Source organism: Paucibacter aquatile (genome assembly GCF_002885975.1).
Classification (GTDB): Bacteria; Pseudomonadota; Gammaproteobacteria; order Burkholderiales; family Burkholderiaceae_C; genus Paucibacter_A; species Paucibacter_A aquatilis.
On record NZ_POSP01000003.1, the window covers coordinates 1320762 to 1337300 of the forward strand.

General features: G+C 64.3%; 12 protein-coding genes. 9 read left to right on the top strand and 3 right to left on the bottom strand.

Going from position 1 to position 16539, the window contains the following annotated elements; all coding sequences use genetic code 11:
• Positions 1-34: 34 nt before the first annotated feature.
• The 3 genes from C1O66_RS08940 to C1O66_RS08950 all read right to left on the bottom strand — a co-directional run bounded on the left by C1O66_RS08940 (position 35) and on the right by C1O66_RS08950 (position 6189).
• Positions 35-4042, bottom strand: coding sequence for a sensor histidine kinase (locus C1O66_RS08940; RefSeq protein ID WP_102767555.1), 4008 nt, complete (start codon positions 4040-4042; stop codon positions 35-37).
• Positions 4043-4117: 75 nt separating this feature from the next.
• Positions 4118-5674: a ubiquinone biosynthesis regulatory protein kinase UbiB gene (ubiB, locus tag C1O66_RS08945; protein WP_102767556.1), complete on the bottom strand. Its 1557-nt coding sequence runs from the start codon at positions 5672-5674 to the stop codon at positions 4118-4120.
• Positions 5671-6189, bottom strand: coding sequence for a hypothetical protein (locus C1O66_RS08950; protein WP_102767557.1), 519 nt, complete (start codon positions 6187-6189; stop codon positions 5671-5673). The genes ubiB and C1O66_RS08950 overlap by 4 nt, the downstream gene beginning before the upstream one ends.
• Before the next feature lie 203 nt (positions 6190-6392).
• Between C1O66_RS08950 and C1O66_RS08955 the strand changes: the two genes are divergently transcribed.
• From C1O66_RS08955 to rfbC, 9 genes are all read left to right on the top strand, one after another.
• Positions 6393-7781, top strand: a complete 1389-nt coding sequence (locus tag C1O66_RS08955; RefSeq protein ID WP_102767558.1) for an undecaprenyl-phosphate glucose phosphotransferase — start codon at positions 6393-6395, stop codon at positions 7779-7781.
• Between the two features lie 91 nt (positions 7782-7872).
• Positions 7873-9111: an outer membrane beta-barrel protein gene (locus C1O66_RS08960; RefSeq protein ID WP_165794538.1), complete on the top strand. Its 1239-nt coding sequence runs from the start codon at positions 7873-7875 to the stop codon at positions 9109-9111.
• Positions 9112-9156: 45 nt separating this feature from the next.
• Positions 9157-10179, top strand: coding sequence for a UDP-glucose 4-epimerase GalE (gene galE, locus C1O66_RS08965; protein ID WP_102767560.1), 1023 nt, complete (start codon positions 9157-9159; stop codon positions 10177-10179).
• 24 nt (positions 10180-10203) lie between these two features.
• Positions 10204-11643, top strand: coding sequence for a mannose-1-phosphate guanylyltransferase/mannose-6-phosphate isomerase (locus C1O66_RS08970; protein WP_243392752.1), 1440 nt, complete (start codon positions 10204-10206; stop codon positions 11641-11643).
• A 52-nt stretch (positions 11644-11695) separates the two neighbouring features.
• Entirely contained in the window at positions 11696-12976 is a 1281-nt protein-coding gene (locus tag C1O66_RS08975) for a nucleotide sugar dehydrogenase (RefSeq protein ID WP_102767561.1), read from the top strand.
• A 39-nt stretch (positions 12977-13015) separates the two neighbouring features.
• On the top strand, positions 13016-14074 hold the full coding sequence (gene rfbB / locus C1O66_RS08980; RefSeq protein WP_102767562.1) for a dTDP-glucose 4,6-dehydratase: 1059 nt from the start codon (positions 13016-13018) through the stop codon (positions 14072-14074).
• Positions 14075-14078: 4 nt separating this feature from the next.
• Complete coding sequence (gene rfbD, locus C1O66_RS08985; protein WP_102767563.1) at positions 14079-14960, top strand: dTDP-4-dehydrorhamnose reductase; 882 nt, start codon at positions 14079-14081, stop codon at positions 14958-14960.
• 56 nt (positions 14961-15016) lie between these two features.
• Positions 15017-15910 carry a glucose-1-phosphate thymidylyltransferase RfbA gene (gene rfbA / locus C1O66_RS08990; RefSeq protein ID WP_102767564.1) on the top strand — a complete coding sequence of 298 codons (894 nt, stop codon included), beginning with the start codon at positions 15017-15019 and terminating at the stop codon, positions 15908-15910.
• An 11-nt stretch (positions 15911-15921) separates the two neighbouring features.
• Positions 15922-16476 (top strand): dTDP-4-dehydrorhamnose 3,5-epimerase, encoded by a 555-nt coding sequence (gene rfbC, locus C1O66_RS08995; RefSeq protein ID WP_102769562.1) that lies wholly within the window; start codon positions 15922-15924, stop codon positions 16474-16476.
• Positions 16477-16539: the final 63 nt, after the last annotated feature.

A 16539-nucleotide genomic window follows, 5' to 3' on the forward strand; every position in this document is an offset into this window, starting at 1 on the left:
CCCAGACCCTCTGTTCCTGGGGGATGGCGCGGACTTAGAGAGTTGAGCCTAGGCCTGGCGCCTGAGCCAGCCCGCCGCCGGCATCCAGGGTTCGATTCGCCGGGGCGATGCGCGGCAGCAGCAGTTCGAACTGGGCACCCTGCCCCGGCACGCTGCTGACCGTGATCTCGCCGCCCAGCATGGAGCGCACGATGGTGTAGCACAGATGCAGGCCCAGACCGCTGCCGCCATTGCCCAGCTTGGTCGTGAAGAAGGGATCGAAAACGCGCGAGAGGTGCTCGGGAGCAATTCCCCGGCCGTTGTCACGGAAGCGCAGGCGCACCCGCTCGGCATCGACCGCTGCCGCCTCGATTTGCATCAGGCCGTTCTGCTGGCCTTCGAAGCCGTGGATGATGGCGTTCAGCACCAGATTGCTGAGCACCTGGCCCAGAGGGCCCGGGTAGCTGTCCAGGCTCAGGCCCGGCTCGACCTGGATCTGCAGCTGGTGGCCGTCCTTGCGCAGGCGGTTGATCAGGCTGAGCTGCACCTCCTCGCAGAGCTGTTGCAGCTCGAACTGGCGGCGCCGCTCCGAGGTCTGGTCCACGGCCAGCTGCTTGAAGCTGGACACCAGGCTGGCGGCGCTGGCCAGGCCACGCACCAGCAGGCCGGCGCTGGCCTCGGCCGTGTCGCAGAAGGCTTGCAGCTCGGAGCGGCGGAGTTGCCCGGCGGCCAGCAAGGCCTTGAACTCGCGCGTGCCGTCCTGCAGCGTGCTGGCCGCCAGCAGACTGTTGCCCAGCGGCGTGTTCAGCTCGTGGGCCACGCCGGCCACCAGCGAGCCCAGCGAGGCCAGCTTCTCCTGCTCGAAGAGCTGAGCCTGGGTGCGACGCAACTGGGCGTAGGCGTCGGCATTGTCCAGCGCCACGGCGGCGTAGGCAGCCAAGGCCTGGAGCAGATCCAGATCGGTCTGGCGGTAGGCATCGACCTGGTCGCTGAGCACACAGATCAAGCCCTTGACCTGACCCTTGATGCGCAGCGGCACGTAGAGGCCGGAGCGGGCGCGGGTGGGCTCCTCGCCGCTGGCCAGGCGCAGCACCTGTCCAGGCCCGAGCGCGGGGTCGTACTGGCCGCCCAGCCCGTCGGCATCAATCAGACGGTTGTCACGCAGGATCTCGCGCTCCCACTGCGGTTCGCCTTGCACGATGCAGCGCACGGCCGGCTGCTCGGGGTGGTCCAGACTGCGGCGGTAGGGCTGCAGCGGCCGGCCGCGATCGATCACAAAGTCGAAGGCCACCACGGCCTCTTCCCTGCGCAACAAGCCGACGCCAAAGATCAGGGCCGGCATCAGCGATTCGACTTGACGGTACAGGGCCTGCTGCACCGCGGCCAGATCCAGCGAGGCGGTGAGTTCGCGGCCGATGTCGCTGACCGTGGCAATCTGCTGCCGCTGGGCCCGCACCTGGGCCGTGCGCAGCTCGACCTGACGCTCCAGCTCCAGCTGCACCCGGCGCAGCCGGCGCAGGCGCAGCTGCCAGGCCGCGGCCAGACTCAGCACCAGCAGCGCCAGCAAGAGCAGGCGCACGCTCAGGCTGCGCCACCAGGGCGGCTGCACCTCAATGGCCAGTAACTGCCGCGGCTCCCCCCACACCCCATCAGGATTGGCGGCCCGCGCCAGCAGGCGGTAGCGACCGGCATCAAGGTTGGTGTAGGTGGCCAGCCCCTCGCCATCGGGGCCCTGGATCCAGTCCTGATCAAAGCCTTCGAGCTTCCAGGCATAGCGCAGACGGCCGGCATTGAAGAAATGCTGGGCACGCAGATCAAAGCTGACCATGGCCTCTCGGTGGCTCAAGCGCAGCTGCTCGGCCTGAGCCAAGGGGCCGCTGACCCCCAGCGCAGCGAGGCTGCTGGCGGCCTCGTCGGCACGTTGCGCAGCCTGGCTCGGGTCCAGCAGGGAACGATTGAAGATGCGCACATCGGCCAGCACCACCGGCGGCGCCACCGGGTTGTCGCGCAGCTCACTGGGTTTGAAGCGCAGCAGGCCTTCCCCACCATACAGCAGCTGGCCGGCGACTCCTTGGCTGCTGCCACCCTGGGCAAAGTTGCCACGGAAATGACCGCTGCGCGAGGGGTAGTGGCGCAGACTGCGTCGCTCCGGGTCGAGGCGGCTGAGGCCATCGGGGCTGGCGAACCAGAGCGCGTCATCTTCGGCCAGCTCCAGGCTATGGGCCCAGCCCTTGGGCATGCCCGCCAGGCGACGCCTGGACTTGAGCTGCCAGACGCCCGCCTCGCTCTGCAGCAGTTCGTACAGACCCAGCTGGGTTCCGGCCCAGATGCGCCCCTGCCGGTCCTGACGCAGGGCGTAGATGGCCAGCTCCGAAGGCTGAGGCATGTCCAGGCTGGCTCGCACCGGTTGGCTGAAACGCTGCTGCGCCGCATCCCAGAGCTGCAGCCCGCCCTTGCTGCCCAGCCACAAACGGCCGTCACGATCAGACAACAGGCAGTCGATGACCTCGTTGCTGAGGCTGCCGGGCCGGCCGCCGTCGCGGCGGAAGCGGGTCAGACGGCCATCGTTGCCAAAACGGTAGGCGCCGGCAGCGCTGGCCGCCCACAGCTGTCCCTGGGCATCGTGGGCCAGCGCCGCGATGGACATGCCGCCCCCCAGGCGCTCGCCCAAGTCGATGCGTCGGGCCTGGCGGCTTTTCAAGTCAAGCAGAAACAGGCCGTCGTCGCCGCCCACCCAAAGCCCACGCTCAGGCTGCAGCAGCAAGGCCTTGAGGTAACGCATGGGCAGTTGCTCCGGCCGGATACGCTCGGCCTCGCCGCTGGAGAGCTGCAGCCGGTTCAGGCCGCCGCCGTAGCTGGCCACCCAGGCATGGTCGGCGCCATCGGCCGCCACCGCCATGACACTGTCGCTGGACAGGCTGCTGGCATCGCCGACCACCGAGCGGTAGGCGCGAAAGCCGCCGCTGCGCAAATCCGCCAAGGAAATACCCCAGCCCCAGGTGCCCACCCACAGCACGCCGCTGCGGTCCTGAAACAGGGCCGAGATGGCATTGCTGAACACGCTGTCAGGCAAGGCCGGGTGGTGCATATGGGACTCGAACTGCACGCTGCCGGGTCGCCAATGCCAGAGCCCGGCATTGCCGGTGCCCACCCAGATGCCATCGTCCTGATCGCGGTACAAGGTGTGAACCAGACTGGGCGGCAAGCCCCAGCGCGCGGGCAAGTCCAGCACTTCGCCGCTGCGCGTGTCGATCATCTGCACGCCGGCATTGGTGCCCAGCCAGGCACGCTGCTGGGCGTCGATCACGAGGCTGCGCACGCCGGGCTCGCTGGCTCCAAAGCTGCCCAAGGGCCAGCGCTGCTGCAGGCGGCCCTGGGCATCAAGATGCATCAGGTGACGCCCAGCGACCACCCACACGCCCTGGGCACCGTCGCTGACCATGGCGGCCATGCCGGCCTTGCGGCCAGGCACCAGAGGCTCCAACAGCGGCAAACCCACCGCTTCGAACGCGCGCCGCTGTGGATCGAAATGCAGCAGATCCAAGCCGGTCAAGACCCAGACGCGCCCGTCCTTCGCCGACTGCAGGCCCAGCACATAGCGCTCGCGCATATGCCGCTCGCCCGGCAGGCCATGCCGGCGCAGGGTTTCGCTGCGCAGGTCCATCTCGTCCAGGCCTCGCTCGGTACCGATCAGTAAGCGCTCGCCAGGCAACAACAAAAGACTGCGCACGGCCGGGTGGCTCAAGGAGTGGGCATCAGCCGGCTCGGAGCCAAAGGGCTGGGCGGCCCGGCCGTCAAAACGATACAGGCCGGCGCTGGTGCCCAACCACATCAGGCCGCGCGCATCCTGCTGGGCGCTGTACAGGATGGCCTGCAGCCCCGCCCGCTCGGCCGCCAGCTGCTCGAAACGCAGGTTCTGCAGGCCGCTGCCCGCCTGCGCCACCGCGCAGCAGGCCCAAGCCCAGACCAGGCACCAGCCACGAAACCGGCCGAGCCCTCGGCCGGCCCTGGCGAACAGGAGCCATGCGGCAAAAAAACGGTGAGAGCCCAGGCGCAAGCGCATGCGCCCCAGCCTACCCGAATCGCGCGCCTCGCCCCACCGGTCTGTCCCTAGGGCGACACAGCAGAAGCGAGGGGATCAAAGCCAGTGCCAGCGCAGCAGGATCTGTGTGGTCAGCAGGCCCAGGGTGAAGCCCACCGCACCGTAAAGCAAAGCCTGCAGGAGGCGGTTGGTGCGGCGCTGCTCGCGCAGCAAGGCCTCGAGCGCGCGCGAATCCGGGCCCGTGGCCTGGCGCTTGAGCGCATCATGCAGCAGGCGCGGCAGCTCGGGGAAGAGCTGGGCATAGCGAGGCGCCTCTTTCTTGACCTGGTTGATCAGGGCGCGCCAGCCGACCTGCTCGTTCATCCAGCGCTCGAGAAAGGGCTTGGCGGTGGCCCAGAGATCGAGCTCGGGGTCCAGCTGACGACCCAGGCCCTCGACATTGAGCAAGGTCTTTTGCAGCAGCACCAGCTGGGGCTGGATCTCGACATTGAAGCGGCGCGAGGTCTGGAACAAGCGCATCAAGACCTGCCCCAAGGAGATGTCCTTGAGCGGCCGGTCGAAATGCGGCTCGCAGACGGCGCGCACCGCGCCTTCGAGCTCGTCCACCCGGGTCTCCGGCGGCACCCAGCCCGAGGCGATGTGCAACTCGGCCACGCGCTTGTAGTCGCGCTGGAAGAAGGCGATGAAGTTCTGCGCCAAGTACTCTTTATCGACCTCGGTCAGGGTGCCGATGATGCCAAAGTCCAGGGCCACATAACGGCCGAAGGTGGCGGGATCGAGGCTGACCTGGATATTGCCCGGGTGCATGTCGGCATGGAAAAAGCCATCGCGGAACACCTGGGTGAAGAAGATGGTGACACCGTCGCGCGCCAGCTTCGGGATGTCGATGCCGGCTTGCTTGAGACGATCGAGTTGCGAGATCGGCACGCCCTTCATGCGCTCCATCACGATCACCTCGGTGCTGCACATGTCCCAGTGCATCTCGGGCACCATGATCAGGTCCAGGCCGGCCATATTGCGGCGCAGCTGGGCGGCGTTGGCGGCTTCGCGCACCAGGTCCAGCTCGTCGTGCAGATAGGTGTCGAACTCGGCCACCACCTCGCGCGGCTTCAGGCGCCGGCCATCGGCCGAGAAGCGCTCGACCCAGCCGGCCAGGGTGCGCAGCAAGGCGATGTCGTCGTCGATGGTGTCCAGCATGCCGGGGCGCAGCACCTTGACCGCCACCTCGCGACCGTCTTTCAGCGTGGCGAAATGGACCTGAGCGATCGAGGCGCTGGCCACCGGCTCGGCATCAAAGCTGCCAAACAGCTCCTCGACCGGCTTGCCAAAGGCCTTTTCGACCAGGGCGCGCGACTCGGCGGCCGGGAATGGTGGCACGCGGTCCTGCAGCTTGGACAACTCTTCCACCAGGTCGGGAGGCAGCAGATCGCGTCGGGTGGACAGCACCTGGCCAAACTTGACGAAGATGGGCCCCAGGTGCTCCAGGGCCAAGCGCAGGCGCACGCCGCGTGGCTGGTCCCAGCTACGCCCCAGCGACACCGTGCGGCGCAGCAGCTGGAAACGACGGCGGCGCAAGCCCGACAGGGCCAGATCATCGAGGCCGAAGCGAAGAATCGTCCAGACGATGACGAACAGCCGGGCGAAGTACCTCATGCGCCGGCGCGACCCGCGGCCATACCTCGCACACCCGCTGCCAGACCGGCCAGCGCCGAAGACACTGCGCGGCCGCAACGGGCCAGCTGATGGGCGGCCACCGGGCCGATCACCGCGGCCAGGTCGTCTTCCACATCCCAGCGCAGGTTCTCGATCAGCCAATTCATGGCGCCGGCGAAAGCCGCGTCGCCCTGCACATGGACCTGGGGCTTCTGGCCGGTCAGCGAACCCAGAGCCAGCAAGGCCGGGTTGCCGGCATCGATCTCGATGCGCAAGGCACCATCGGGCGCCTGCTCAAGGCGTTCAAACAAGCCCGCAGGCGTCACGCCCAGCGCCAAATCGGGCGCCTTGGGCAGCAAAGCCGGCCAGTTCTGCAGATGCAACACCAGCGCGCGGCCGGCAAAAGGCTGCAAGCGCCCCGTGGCCAGGGCCTCGCGGCTGATGACATGATTGAGCAACAAGACCATGCGATCCTGTGCGGCCGGTGCAAACATGGCGGTCCATTCTTCTAGCATGGCGCGGATTGTAGGGAGTCGCCGCGTGGCACAGCGGACCTAGGGGGAAGCGGGGGGAATTACCCCTGGAGAACTGAGAGAGAATCCCTGTTCATATTTTCCTCAGATGGAGGGGCGCTCGGGCATGTCGAGAGTCTGCAGGGTCGATTCACGGCTCGTATCAAAAAAAGCAACGCCGCCCGGCACCAAGGAGTTCAGGAACGATGTTCGAGGATAGAAGTTACAAAAGAACGTTTTACAGCGCACCTCAGTCCATCGAATCGTTCATCGCTGCCTTCATGGAGCCCGGCCTGGTGGTCTTGTGCTACCTGGCGGTGAATCACTATTTCGGCGAGCCCATCGTGCGCTCGGACCTGACCTTGTGCTTGCTCGTGTTTGCGCTGACCTTCCCTGGGCGCAATCGTTTCGCCGATACCACCATCAGCGCAGCCATCGATGTCATCGGCTCCTGGCTGGCTCTGCTCTTCATCCTGGGCCTGTGTGGTTATGCGACCAACAGCATGGGCTATTTCGAGGACAAGGTGCTGGTGTGGTGGATCGCGCTGACGCCGGTGTTGCAAATCGTGGCCATCAAGTGCGGCGCCCTGCTGCGCCGCCGCCGTGTCCGCGCGACACGGCGCGGTGCCGTGATCGTGGGCGCGGGGCCGCTGGGCGCCAAAGTGGCGCGCGCCCTGCGCGACGGACCGGACAAGGGCATCGACTTTCTCGGCTATTTCGACGACCGGCAGGATGAGCGCCTGCACCCGGATGCACACGCCAAGCTGCTGGGCATGCTCAGCGAACTGAGTGACTATGTGCGCAAGCACAGCGTTCGCGAGGTCTACATCACCCTGCCCCTGGGCTCGCAGCCACGCATCGTGCACCTGCTGGAGCAGATTCAAGGCACGACCGCCAGCCTGTTTTTCGTGCCCGATGTGTTCGGCATCAGCATCATCCAGGGCCGACTGCAGGACATGAACGGTGTGCCCGTGGTGGGCATTTGCGAAACACCCTTTACCGGCACCAACGAGTTGATCAAACGCCTCAGCGACATCGTGCTGGCTTGCGTGATTCTGGTGCTGATTTCACCGATCTTGCTGGCCGTGGCGATTGGCGTGAAGCTCAGCTCACCCGGACCCATCATCTTCAAGCAGCGCCGCAACGGCCTGGATGGCGAGGAGATCATCGTCTACAAATTCCGCTCCATGCGCACCATGGACAACGGCCCGGTGGTCAAGCAGGCCACCAAGGACGATCCACGCATCACCAAGTTCGGCGCCTTCATCCGCCGAACCTCTCTGGACGAATTGCCGCAGTTCATCAATGTGTTGCAAGGCCAGATGAGCATCGTTGGCCCGCGCCCGCACGCCGTGGCCCACAACGAGGAATACCGCAAGCTGATCAAGGCCTATATGGTTCGCCACAAGGTCAAGCCCGGCATCACCGGCTGGGCCCAGGTCAACGGCCTGCGTGGTGAAACCGACACGATCGACAAGATGAAAGCACGGGTCGAATACGATCTGGAGTACCTGCGGAATTGGTCCCTGGCCCTGGATCTGCAGATCATCGTGCGCACCGCACGGCTGATGCTGTTTGACCGCCATGCCTACTGAATCCCTGATTGCGGGCGGCCTGCGCGCAAGCGGCACCTGCCTGCCAAGCCCGGCGCCGACGAATGCCGCCCCTGGTTCCCCAAGGAAGCCCATGTCTGTTTCGCTGAACCGCCCCCTGCCGCCCGCTGCGCTGGGGCTCCTGAGCCTGCTGGGATGCTGCCTGGCGAGCCCGGCCCTGGCCGACGCCAACCCCTACTACGTGGGTACGGCGCTCAACCTCAGCCACGTCTCCAACATCTACCGCCAAAACAACAATGCCAACAGTGACCGCGTGGTCAGCGCCTCGCTGCTGGCCGGCATCGACCAGACCTTTGGCCGCCAACGCCTGAATCTGGATGCCTCTTTGCAGGCCAATCGCTACCAGAACAACAGCGAGTTGAACAACCGCGGCTACACCCTCAAAGGCGGGCTGGACTGGTCCACGGCAGAGCGCCTTTCGGGCAGCGTCAAGGTCAACAACAGCCAATCCCTGGCGACCTACAACATTGGCAGTGGCATCGCGCCCATCTTCAAGAAAAACATTGAGAAGAACACAGCCGTGGATGCGGTGCTGCGCGTGGGCCTGGTGACCAAATTCTCGGCAGAAGCCTCTGCTGGCCAACGCAGCCGACGCTTCAGCGCCGTCGAGTACAGCCGCTTGGAAGTCGACCAGACCCGTTACTCCCTGGGTCTGACCTACAGCCCCAGCCCGAATTTGCGCCTCGGCGTGGCGGGACGCCACACCCGGGATCGTTTCCCGCGCTTCACATTGATCAACCTGCTCAATGCCGAGTACCAAGCCTCCGAGTTCACACGGAAAGACATCGATCTGACCGGACGGGCCGTGCTCAGCGGCGCCAGCTCCATCGATGGACGAATCAGCCACGGCCGATCGCGCGTGAAGCTGGGGGCGGGCAATGATTTCAATGGCACGACCGGCCAACTGACCTGGACCTGGTTGCCGACGGTACGCTGGAACATTGCCACCACCCTCAGCCGGGACACAGGCCTGGAAACTTCCTTCTTCCGGGTCGGCGGCAACACCTTGAATGCCGACCAAAACCGCGTCACGACCTCGGCCCAGCTGGCGGTCAGCTATGAGCTCACGGCCAAGATCGTTCTCAACGCCAGCGCCAGCAGCTCGCGCGCGGAACGCGTCGATGACTTTCTGGGTCAGCAGGCCAAAAGCCAGGACCGCGACACGGCCTACAGCCTCGGTGCGCGCTGGCTGTATTCGCGCAGCATTCAGCTCGGCTGCCAGTACACCAAGAATTCGCGCAGCAGCACCATCGTCCAGTATGTCTACGACGCCAACAGCTTCGGCTGCTACGGTCAAATGGTTCTGAACTGATGAGCCGACTGGCATCCCCATTGCAAACACTTCGCAACTCTCTCCATGGCTGAAACCATTCTTCTGACCGGCGCCACAGGCTATATCGCCTCTCACACCTGGCTGGCCTTGCAGGCCGCTGGTTATCAGGTCGTGGGCGTCGACAATTTCAGCAACAGCTCGCCCGAAGTGCTGAAGCGCCTGGCGCAGCTCGGTGGTCAAACACCGGTGTTCGAACAGGCCGATGTCTGCGACCCAACCGCCTTGGCTCAGGTGTTTGCAAAGCATCAACCTCAAGCGGTCGTCCATTTCGCGGCCTTCAAGGCAGTGGGCGAATCCACCCAGCAACCCCTCGCCTACTACCGCAACAATCTGGGCGGCTTGGTCAACACCTGCGAGCAGATGCAAGCCCACGGCTGCAAACGCATCGTCTTCAGCAGCAGCGCCACGGTTTACGGTGTGCCGGAGCGGCTGCCGCTGCGCGAGGATGCGGCCCTGTCAGCCGTCAACCCCTACGGCGCCACCAAGCTGATGGGTGAAACCATTTTGCGCGATCTCGGTGCGGCGGATCCGAGCTGGCAAACCGCTTGCCTGCGCTATTTCAACCCGGTGGGCGCACATGAAAGCGGTCTGATCGGTGAGGATCCCCGTGGCACGCCCAACAACCTCATGCCCTATGTCGCCCAAGTGGCCATCGGCCGCCGACCGCGCCTGCAGGTCTTCGGCAATGACTACGACACGCCAGATGGCACCGGCGTGCGCGACTACATCCATGTGCTGGACCTGGCCGAGGGCCATGTGGCGGCGCTGCGCTTCTTGCTGTCGGGCCCAGAGTCGATCACGGTCAACCTGGGCACCGGTCAGGGCTACAGCGTGCTGGACCTGGTCAAAGCGTATGAAGCGGCCAGCGGCCAAGCGGTACCCTATGACATCGTGGCGCGACGCCCTGGCGATGTGGCGGCCTGTTATGCCGACCCGACCCTGGCCCAGCAGCGCCTGGGCTGGCAAGCCCGGCACACGCTGGCCCGCATGTGCGAGGACAGCTGGCGGTGGCAGCGCATGAATCCGCAAGGATTCGAACCCTCTTGAGATCCAGACTTGAAGAAAAGACTCATGAACCGAATTCAAGTTCAGCCGGTCATCATGGCCGGCGGCAGTGGCACCCGGCTGTGGCCCCTGTCACGCGCCGGATATCCCAAGCAGTTCCTGGTGCTGTCGGGCAACAGCAGCTTGTTTCAGCAGGCCGCCACACGCCTTGGCCGATTGGGCGCCGAAGACCTGGATGTCTTGGGGCCGATGATTGTCGGCAACGAAGAGCACCGCTTTCTCGTGCTGGATCAATTGCGCGAAACCGGCCTGGAGCCTTCAGCAGTGCTGCTCGAACCCTCCGGACGCAACACAGCGCCGGCCCTGACCCTGGCGGCCTTGGCGGCGCTGCAGAACGGGCAGGACCCGGTGCTGGTGGTCACACCTGCCGACCAGACCGTGACTCAGGCCCAAGCCTTCACTGGAGCGCTGCAAGAAGCGGTGCGCTGCGCGGCCGAGGGCGCCATCGTGATCCTGGGCATCACCCCCGATCGCGCTGAAACAGGCTATGGCTACATCCGTGCTGCACGCGATGAGCAGGGACTGGCCGTGGCTCAGTTTGTGGAGAAGCCCGATGCCGCCACAGCCACGCGCTACCTGGCCGAAGGTGGCTATTTCTGGAACAGTGGCATGTTTGTGCTACGCGCGAGCGTCTGGCTGCAAGCCTTGCGTCGCTTCCGCCTCGACATCGCTGAGGCGACGCAAGCCGCTTGGGACGTACGCCAGACCGATGCGAAATTCGTGCGCCCAGGCAAGGCTGAGTTTGCCGCCGTGCCCAGCGAATCGGTGGACTACGCCGTGATGGAGCGCTGCCCGGGCAGCGACATCCCCTTGCGCATGCTGGCCCTTGATGCCGGCTGGAATGATCTGGGCGCCTGGGAGGCTGTCTGGCAGGTGGCGGACAAGGATGCCGATGGCAATGCCTGGCAGGGCGATGCCATCATCAGCGACAGCCGCAACACCTTGGTGCATGCCACCAGCCGCCTGGTCAGCGTGGTCGGCCTGCAGGACATCGTGGTGGTCGAGACCCCCGACGCCGTGCTGGTCAGTGACCGCGCGCGCAGCCAAGAAGTCAAGAAGATCGTTGCCCGGCTGGATGCGGAGAAACGCGGCGAGCAGACCCTGCACCGCAAAGTCCATCGCCCCTGGGGCTGGTACGACAGCATCGACTCCGGCGCACGTTTCCAGGTCAAGCGCATCATGGTGAAACCCGGCGCCTCGTTGAGCCTGCAGATGCACCACCATCGCGCCGAGCACTGGATCGTGGTGTCTGGGACGGCCGAAATCACCAATGGCGACAAGGTCCTGCTGCTGAGCGAAAACCAAAGCACCTACATCCCACTCGGCCAGACCCACCGCCTGGCCAATCCAGGCCGGGTGCCATTGGAAATCATTGAGGTACAGTCCGGCGCCTATTTGGGCGAGGATGACATCGTCCGCTTTGAAGACACCTACGGCCGCAACTGAGCCGAACCTGCCGCGAGCGAGAGCCCGCTCACATTTTTTCTGAGTTTCCATCATGAGCATCATTGCCGTCGTCGGTCTGGGTTATGTCGGCCTGCCCCTGGTTGTGGCGTTTGGCAAGCACAGCCGCACCATCGGCTTTGATATCGCCAAGGACAAGGTCGCCAAATGCCAGGCCGGCACCGACCCCTCGCGCGAACTCGAAGACGCCGAAATGGCCTTGGCCGTGCATGCCGAGTACAGCCACGATCCCGCCTGCCTCGCCGAAGCCGACGTCATCATCGTCGCCGTGCCCACGCCGGTGGACGAGGCTCATATCCCTGACTTCAGGCCCCTGATCGGCTCCAGCACCAGCGTGGGCCGCCACATGAAGAAGGGCGCCATCGTTGTATACGAAAGCACCGTCTATCCCGGTGCGACCGAAGAGGTCTGCATTCCCGTGCTGGAGCGCGAGTCGGGCCTGAAGTGGAAGCAGGACTTCTTTGTCGGTTACAGCCCCGAGCGCATCAACCCGGGCGACAAGGAGCACACGCTGACCAAGATCCTGAAGATCGTCTCCGGCGACACCCCGCAGACCTTGGACACGGTCGCGCAAGTCTACGAGCGCATCATCAAGCCGGGCGTGCACCGTGCCGCCAGCATCAAGGTGGCCGAGGCCGCCAAGGTGATCGAGAACACCCAGCGCGACCTGAACATTGCGCTGATGAACGAACTGGCCATCATCTTCGACAAGATCGGCATCGACACCAGCGAAGTTCTGGAGGCCGCCGGCACGAAGTGGAACTTCCTGAAGTTCAAGCCGGGCTTGGTCGGTGGCCACTGCATTGGCGTGGACCCTTATTACCTGACCCACAAGGCCGACATGCTGGGCTATCACCCTCAAGTCATCCTGGCCGGCCGGCGCATCAACGATGGCATGGGCAAATTCATTGCTGAACAAACCATCAAGCAGATGATCGCGGCCGGCTCCCCCATCAAGGGTGCCAAGGTCAATGTGCTGGGCCTGACCTTCAAGGAAGACTGCGGTGACCTGCGCAACTCCAAGGTCATCGACATCATTCATGAACTGCAAAGCTACGGCGTCGAGGTGATCGTGACCGACCCGGATGCGGATGTCGAAGAGGCCGTGCATGAATACGGCGTGCGCCCGGTCACTTGGGCCGAGTTGCCACGTGCCGATGCCATCGTCGCGGCCGTGGCACACAAAGGTTACAAACAGCTGAAAGTGTCGGACCTGACCAGCAAGCTAAACCCTGGGGGGGTGTTTGTTGATGTCAAGGCCGCATTTGACCAGAAAGCCCTGGCTGAATCGGGTTTACGCGTTTGGCGGCTGTAGTAGCCTGAAGGCCATTCGTGGCTTTTGCAGGTAGGCAGCATGACCATCCTCGTCACCGGCGGCGCCGGTTTCATCGGCAGCAACTTCGTGCTCGATTGGCTGGCCCAGTCCGATGAGACCGTGGTCAATCTCGATGTGCTGAGCTACGCCGGCAATCTCGAGAACCTCGCTTCCTTGCAAGGCGACGCACGACACGTCTTCGTTCAAGGCGACATCTGCGACCGCGCCTTGGTGGACCGCCTGCTGGCCGAACACCAGCCCCGAGCGCTCGTGCATTTCGCGGCCGAAAGCCATGTCGACCGGTCGATCAGCGGCCCGGGTGCCTTCATGCGCACCAATATCGAGGGCACCTACACCTTGCTGGAAGCCAGCCGCCAATATTGGTCGGGCCTGAACGAGGAGGCCAAGGCGGCCTTTCGGTTTCACCATGTCTCCACCGACGAGGTCTACGGCAGCCTGGGCCCGCAAGACCCGGCATTCACGGAGACCAAGACCTACGAGCCGAACAGCCCCTACTCGGCCAGCAAGGCGGCCAGCGACCATTTGGTGCGGGCCTGGCACCACACCTACGGCCTGCCGGTGCTGACCACCAACTGCAGCAACAACTACGGCCCCTATCACTTCCCCGAGAAGCTGATCCCGCTGATGATCGTCAATGCGCTGGCCGGCAAGCCCTTGCCGGTGTACGGCGATGGCCAGCAGATCCGCGATTGGCTGTATGTCACCGACCATGCCTCCGCCATCCGTGCCGTGATCGCTGGCGGCCGTGTGGGCGAAACCTACAACATCGGCGGCTGGAACGAGATGGCGAACATCGACATCGTCAAAACCGTCTGCGCTTTGCTGGATGAGTTGCGTCCTGACCCCGCCGGCCCCTACAGCCGCCTGATCACCTACGTCAAAGACCGTCCCGGCCATGACCGCCGCTACGCCATCGACGCCCGCAAGGTCGAGCGCGAACTCGGCTGGCGCCCGGCCGAAACCTTTGCCAGCGGCATCCGCAAGACCGTGCAGTGGTACCTCGACCACCCAGACTGGGTGGCTCGGGTGCAAAGCGGTGCCTACCGCGACTGGGTCTCCCAGCAGTACGGAGCCTGAGGCCGTGCGCATCCTCTTGCTCGGCAAGAATGGCCAGGTCGGTTGGGAGTTGCAGCGCGCACTGAGCCCTCTGGGTGAATTGATCGCCCTGGATCGCCACGAAGGCGGCGATCTGGCCGACAACACGTCCTTGCAAACCACAGTGCAACGCTTCGCGCCCCAGCTGATCGTCAATGCCGCGGCCTACACGGCAGTGGACAAGGCCGAGAGCGAGCCCGAGTTGGCCCACCAGATCAACGCCACCGCACCAGGGCTGTTGGCCGCCGAAGCCACCCGCCTGGGTGCACTGCTGGTGCACTACAGCACGGATTACGTCTTCAATGGCACAGGTGATCAGCCCCGCGACGAAGCGGCTGACACGGCACCGCTGAGCGTCTATGGCGCCAGCAAATTGGCCGGCGAACATGCCATCCGCGCCAATGCTTGCCAGCACCTGATCCTGCGCACCAGCTGGGTCTATGCGGCCCGCGGCGGCAATTTCGCCAAGACCATGTTGCGATTGGCAAGCGAGCGCGAGCAACTCAAGGTCATAGCCGACCAGATGGGCGCGCCCACGGGCGCCGACCTCTTGGCCGACCTCACGGCCCATATGGCCAGAGCCACACTGACGAATCCGAGCTTGAGTGGCACTTACCACGCTGTGGCGGCAGGCGAAACGAGCTGGCATGCCTATGCCCGCCATGTCATTGAGACCGCCCGCCGGCAAGGCCACTCGCTGCGAGTGGCGGCCGATCAAGTGCTGCCCATCCCCACCAGCGACTACCCCACACCCGCAAGCCGGCCCTTGAATTCGCGCCTATCGACAGCCAAACTCCAGAAGAACTTTGACCTTCGATTGCCGGACTGGACCGTCGGCGTCGACCGCATGCTGGCCGAGATCCTCTAACCCCATACTCGCGCTGCCCGCGGCCCAAGGGCGGGCCGCACATCTGGAGCTACACCATGAGTTCATCCAAGAATCGCAAGGGCATCATTCTGGCCGGTGGCTCGGGCACGCGCCTGCACCCCGCCACCATGGCAATGAGCAAGCAGCTGCTGCCCGTGTACGACAAGCCCATGGTGTACTACCCCTTGAGCACGCTGATGCTGGCAGGCATCCGCGACATCCTGCTGATCAGCACGCCACAGGACATCCCTCGTTTCGAGGCCTTGCTCGGTGATGGGCAGCGCTGGGGCCTGAACATCAGCTACTGCGTGCAACCCAGCCCGGATGGCCTGGCTCAGGCTTTCATTTTGGGTCGCCAGTTCCTAGGCGGCGCGCCGAGCGCCTTGGTCCTTGGGGACAACATTTTTTACGGCAACGACTTCCAAAGTCTGCTGCAACATGCGGACAACACAAAAACGGGAGCGACCGTTTTTGCATACCACGTCAACGACCCGGAACGTTATGGCGTCGTGGAGTTCGACGGCCAGCTGCGCGCATTGTCAATCGAGGAAAAGCCCGCTCACCCGAAAAGCAACTACGCCGTAACGGGTCTCTACTTTTACGACGAGCAAGTGTGCGACATCGCAGCGAGCATTCGTCCAAGTGCCCGTGGGGAACTGGAGATCACGGATGTCAATGCACACTATTTGTCACGAGATCAGTTGCAAGTGGAAATGATGGGACGTGGCTATGCCTGGCTGGACACCGGAACTCATGACAGTTTGCTGGAGGCTGGCCAGTTCATTGCCACTCTCGAGAAGCGGCAAGGACTCAAGGTGTCTTGCCCGGAAGAAATAGCTTTCCGCGCTGGCTGGATCGACGCCGAGCAATTGGCTGCCATGGCAAGAACCATGGCCAAGAATGGCTATGGGCAGTACCTGCAGCGGCTTTTGACAGATCGTCCCTATTGAGCACCCGCATCATGAAAGCCTGTCCGACCCATTTGCCTGATGTGCTGTTGATCGAACCGCGCGTCTTCGGTGATTCGCGTGGCTTCTTTGCCGAAACTTGGAACCAAGACGTCTTCAATCAGACCGTGGGCCAGAACATTCGATTTGTTCAGGACAATCACTCCCGCTCCGCACGAGGCGTTCTCCGCGGCCTGCATTTCCAATTGCCGCCCCATGCCCAGGGCAAGCTGGTGCGCTGCGTGGCGGGCGCGGTGTTTGATGTGGCCGTGGACATCCGCCGGTCCAGCCCCAATTTCGGGCGATGGGTGGGCGTCGAATTGAGCGCCGACAACCACAAGCAGTTGTGGATTCCACCCGGATTTGCCCACGGCTTCTTGGTGCTCAGCGAGAGTGCTGACTTTCTCTACAAGACCACCGACACCTACGCGCCTCAGGCCGAAGGTGCTGTGCGTTGGGATGACCCTGAGATTGGGATCGCATGGCCAGATGTTGGCGCAGCGCCCCTGCTGGCAGACAAAGACCTGAAAGCTCCACTGCTGGCCGACGCGCCGCGGCTGTTCGACTGACGCGCCATCAAGCCCACCAAGCTCAATCGCTGAACCTGTCCTTCCCTTCGAGTGCGCGGCCCG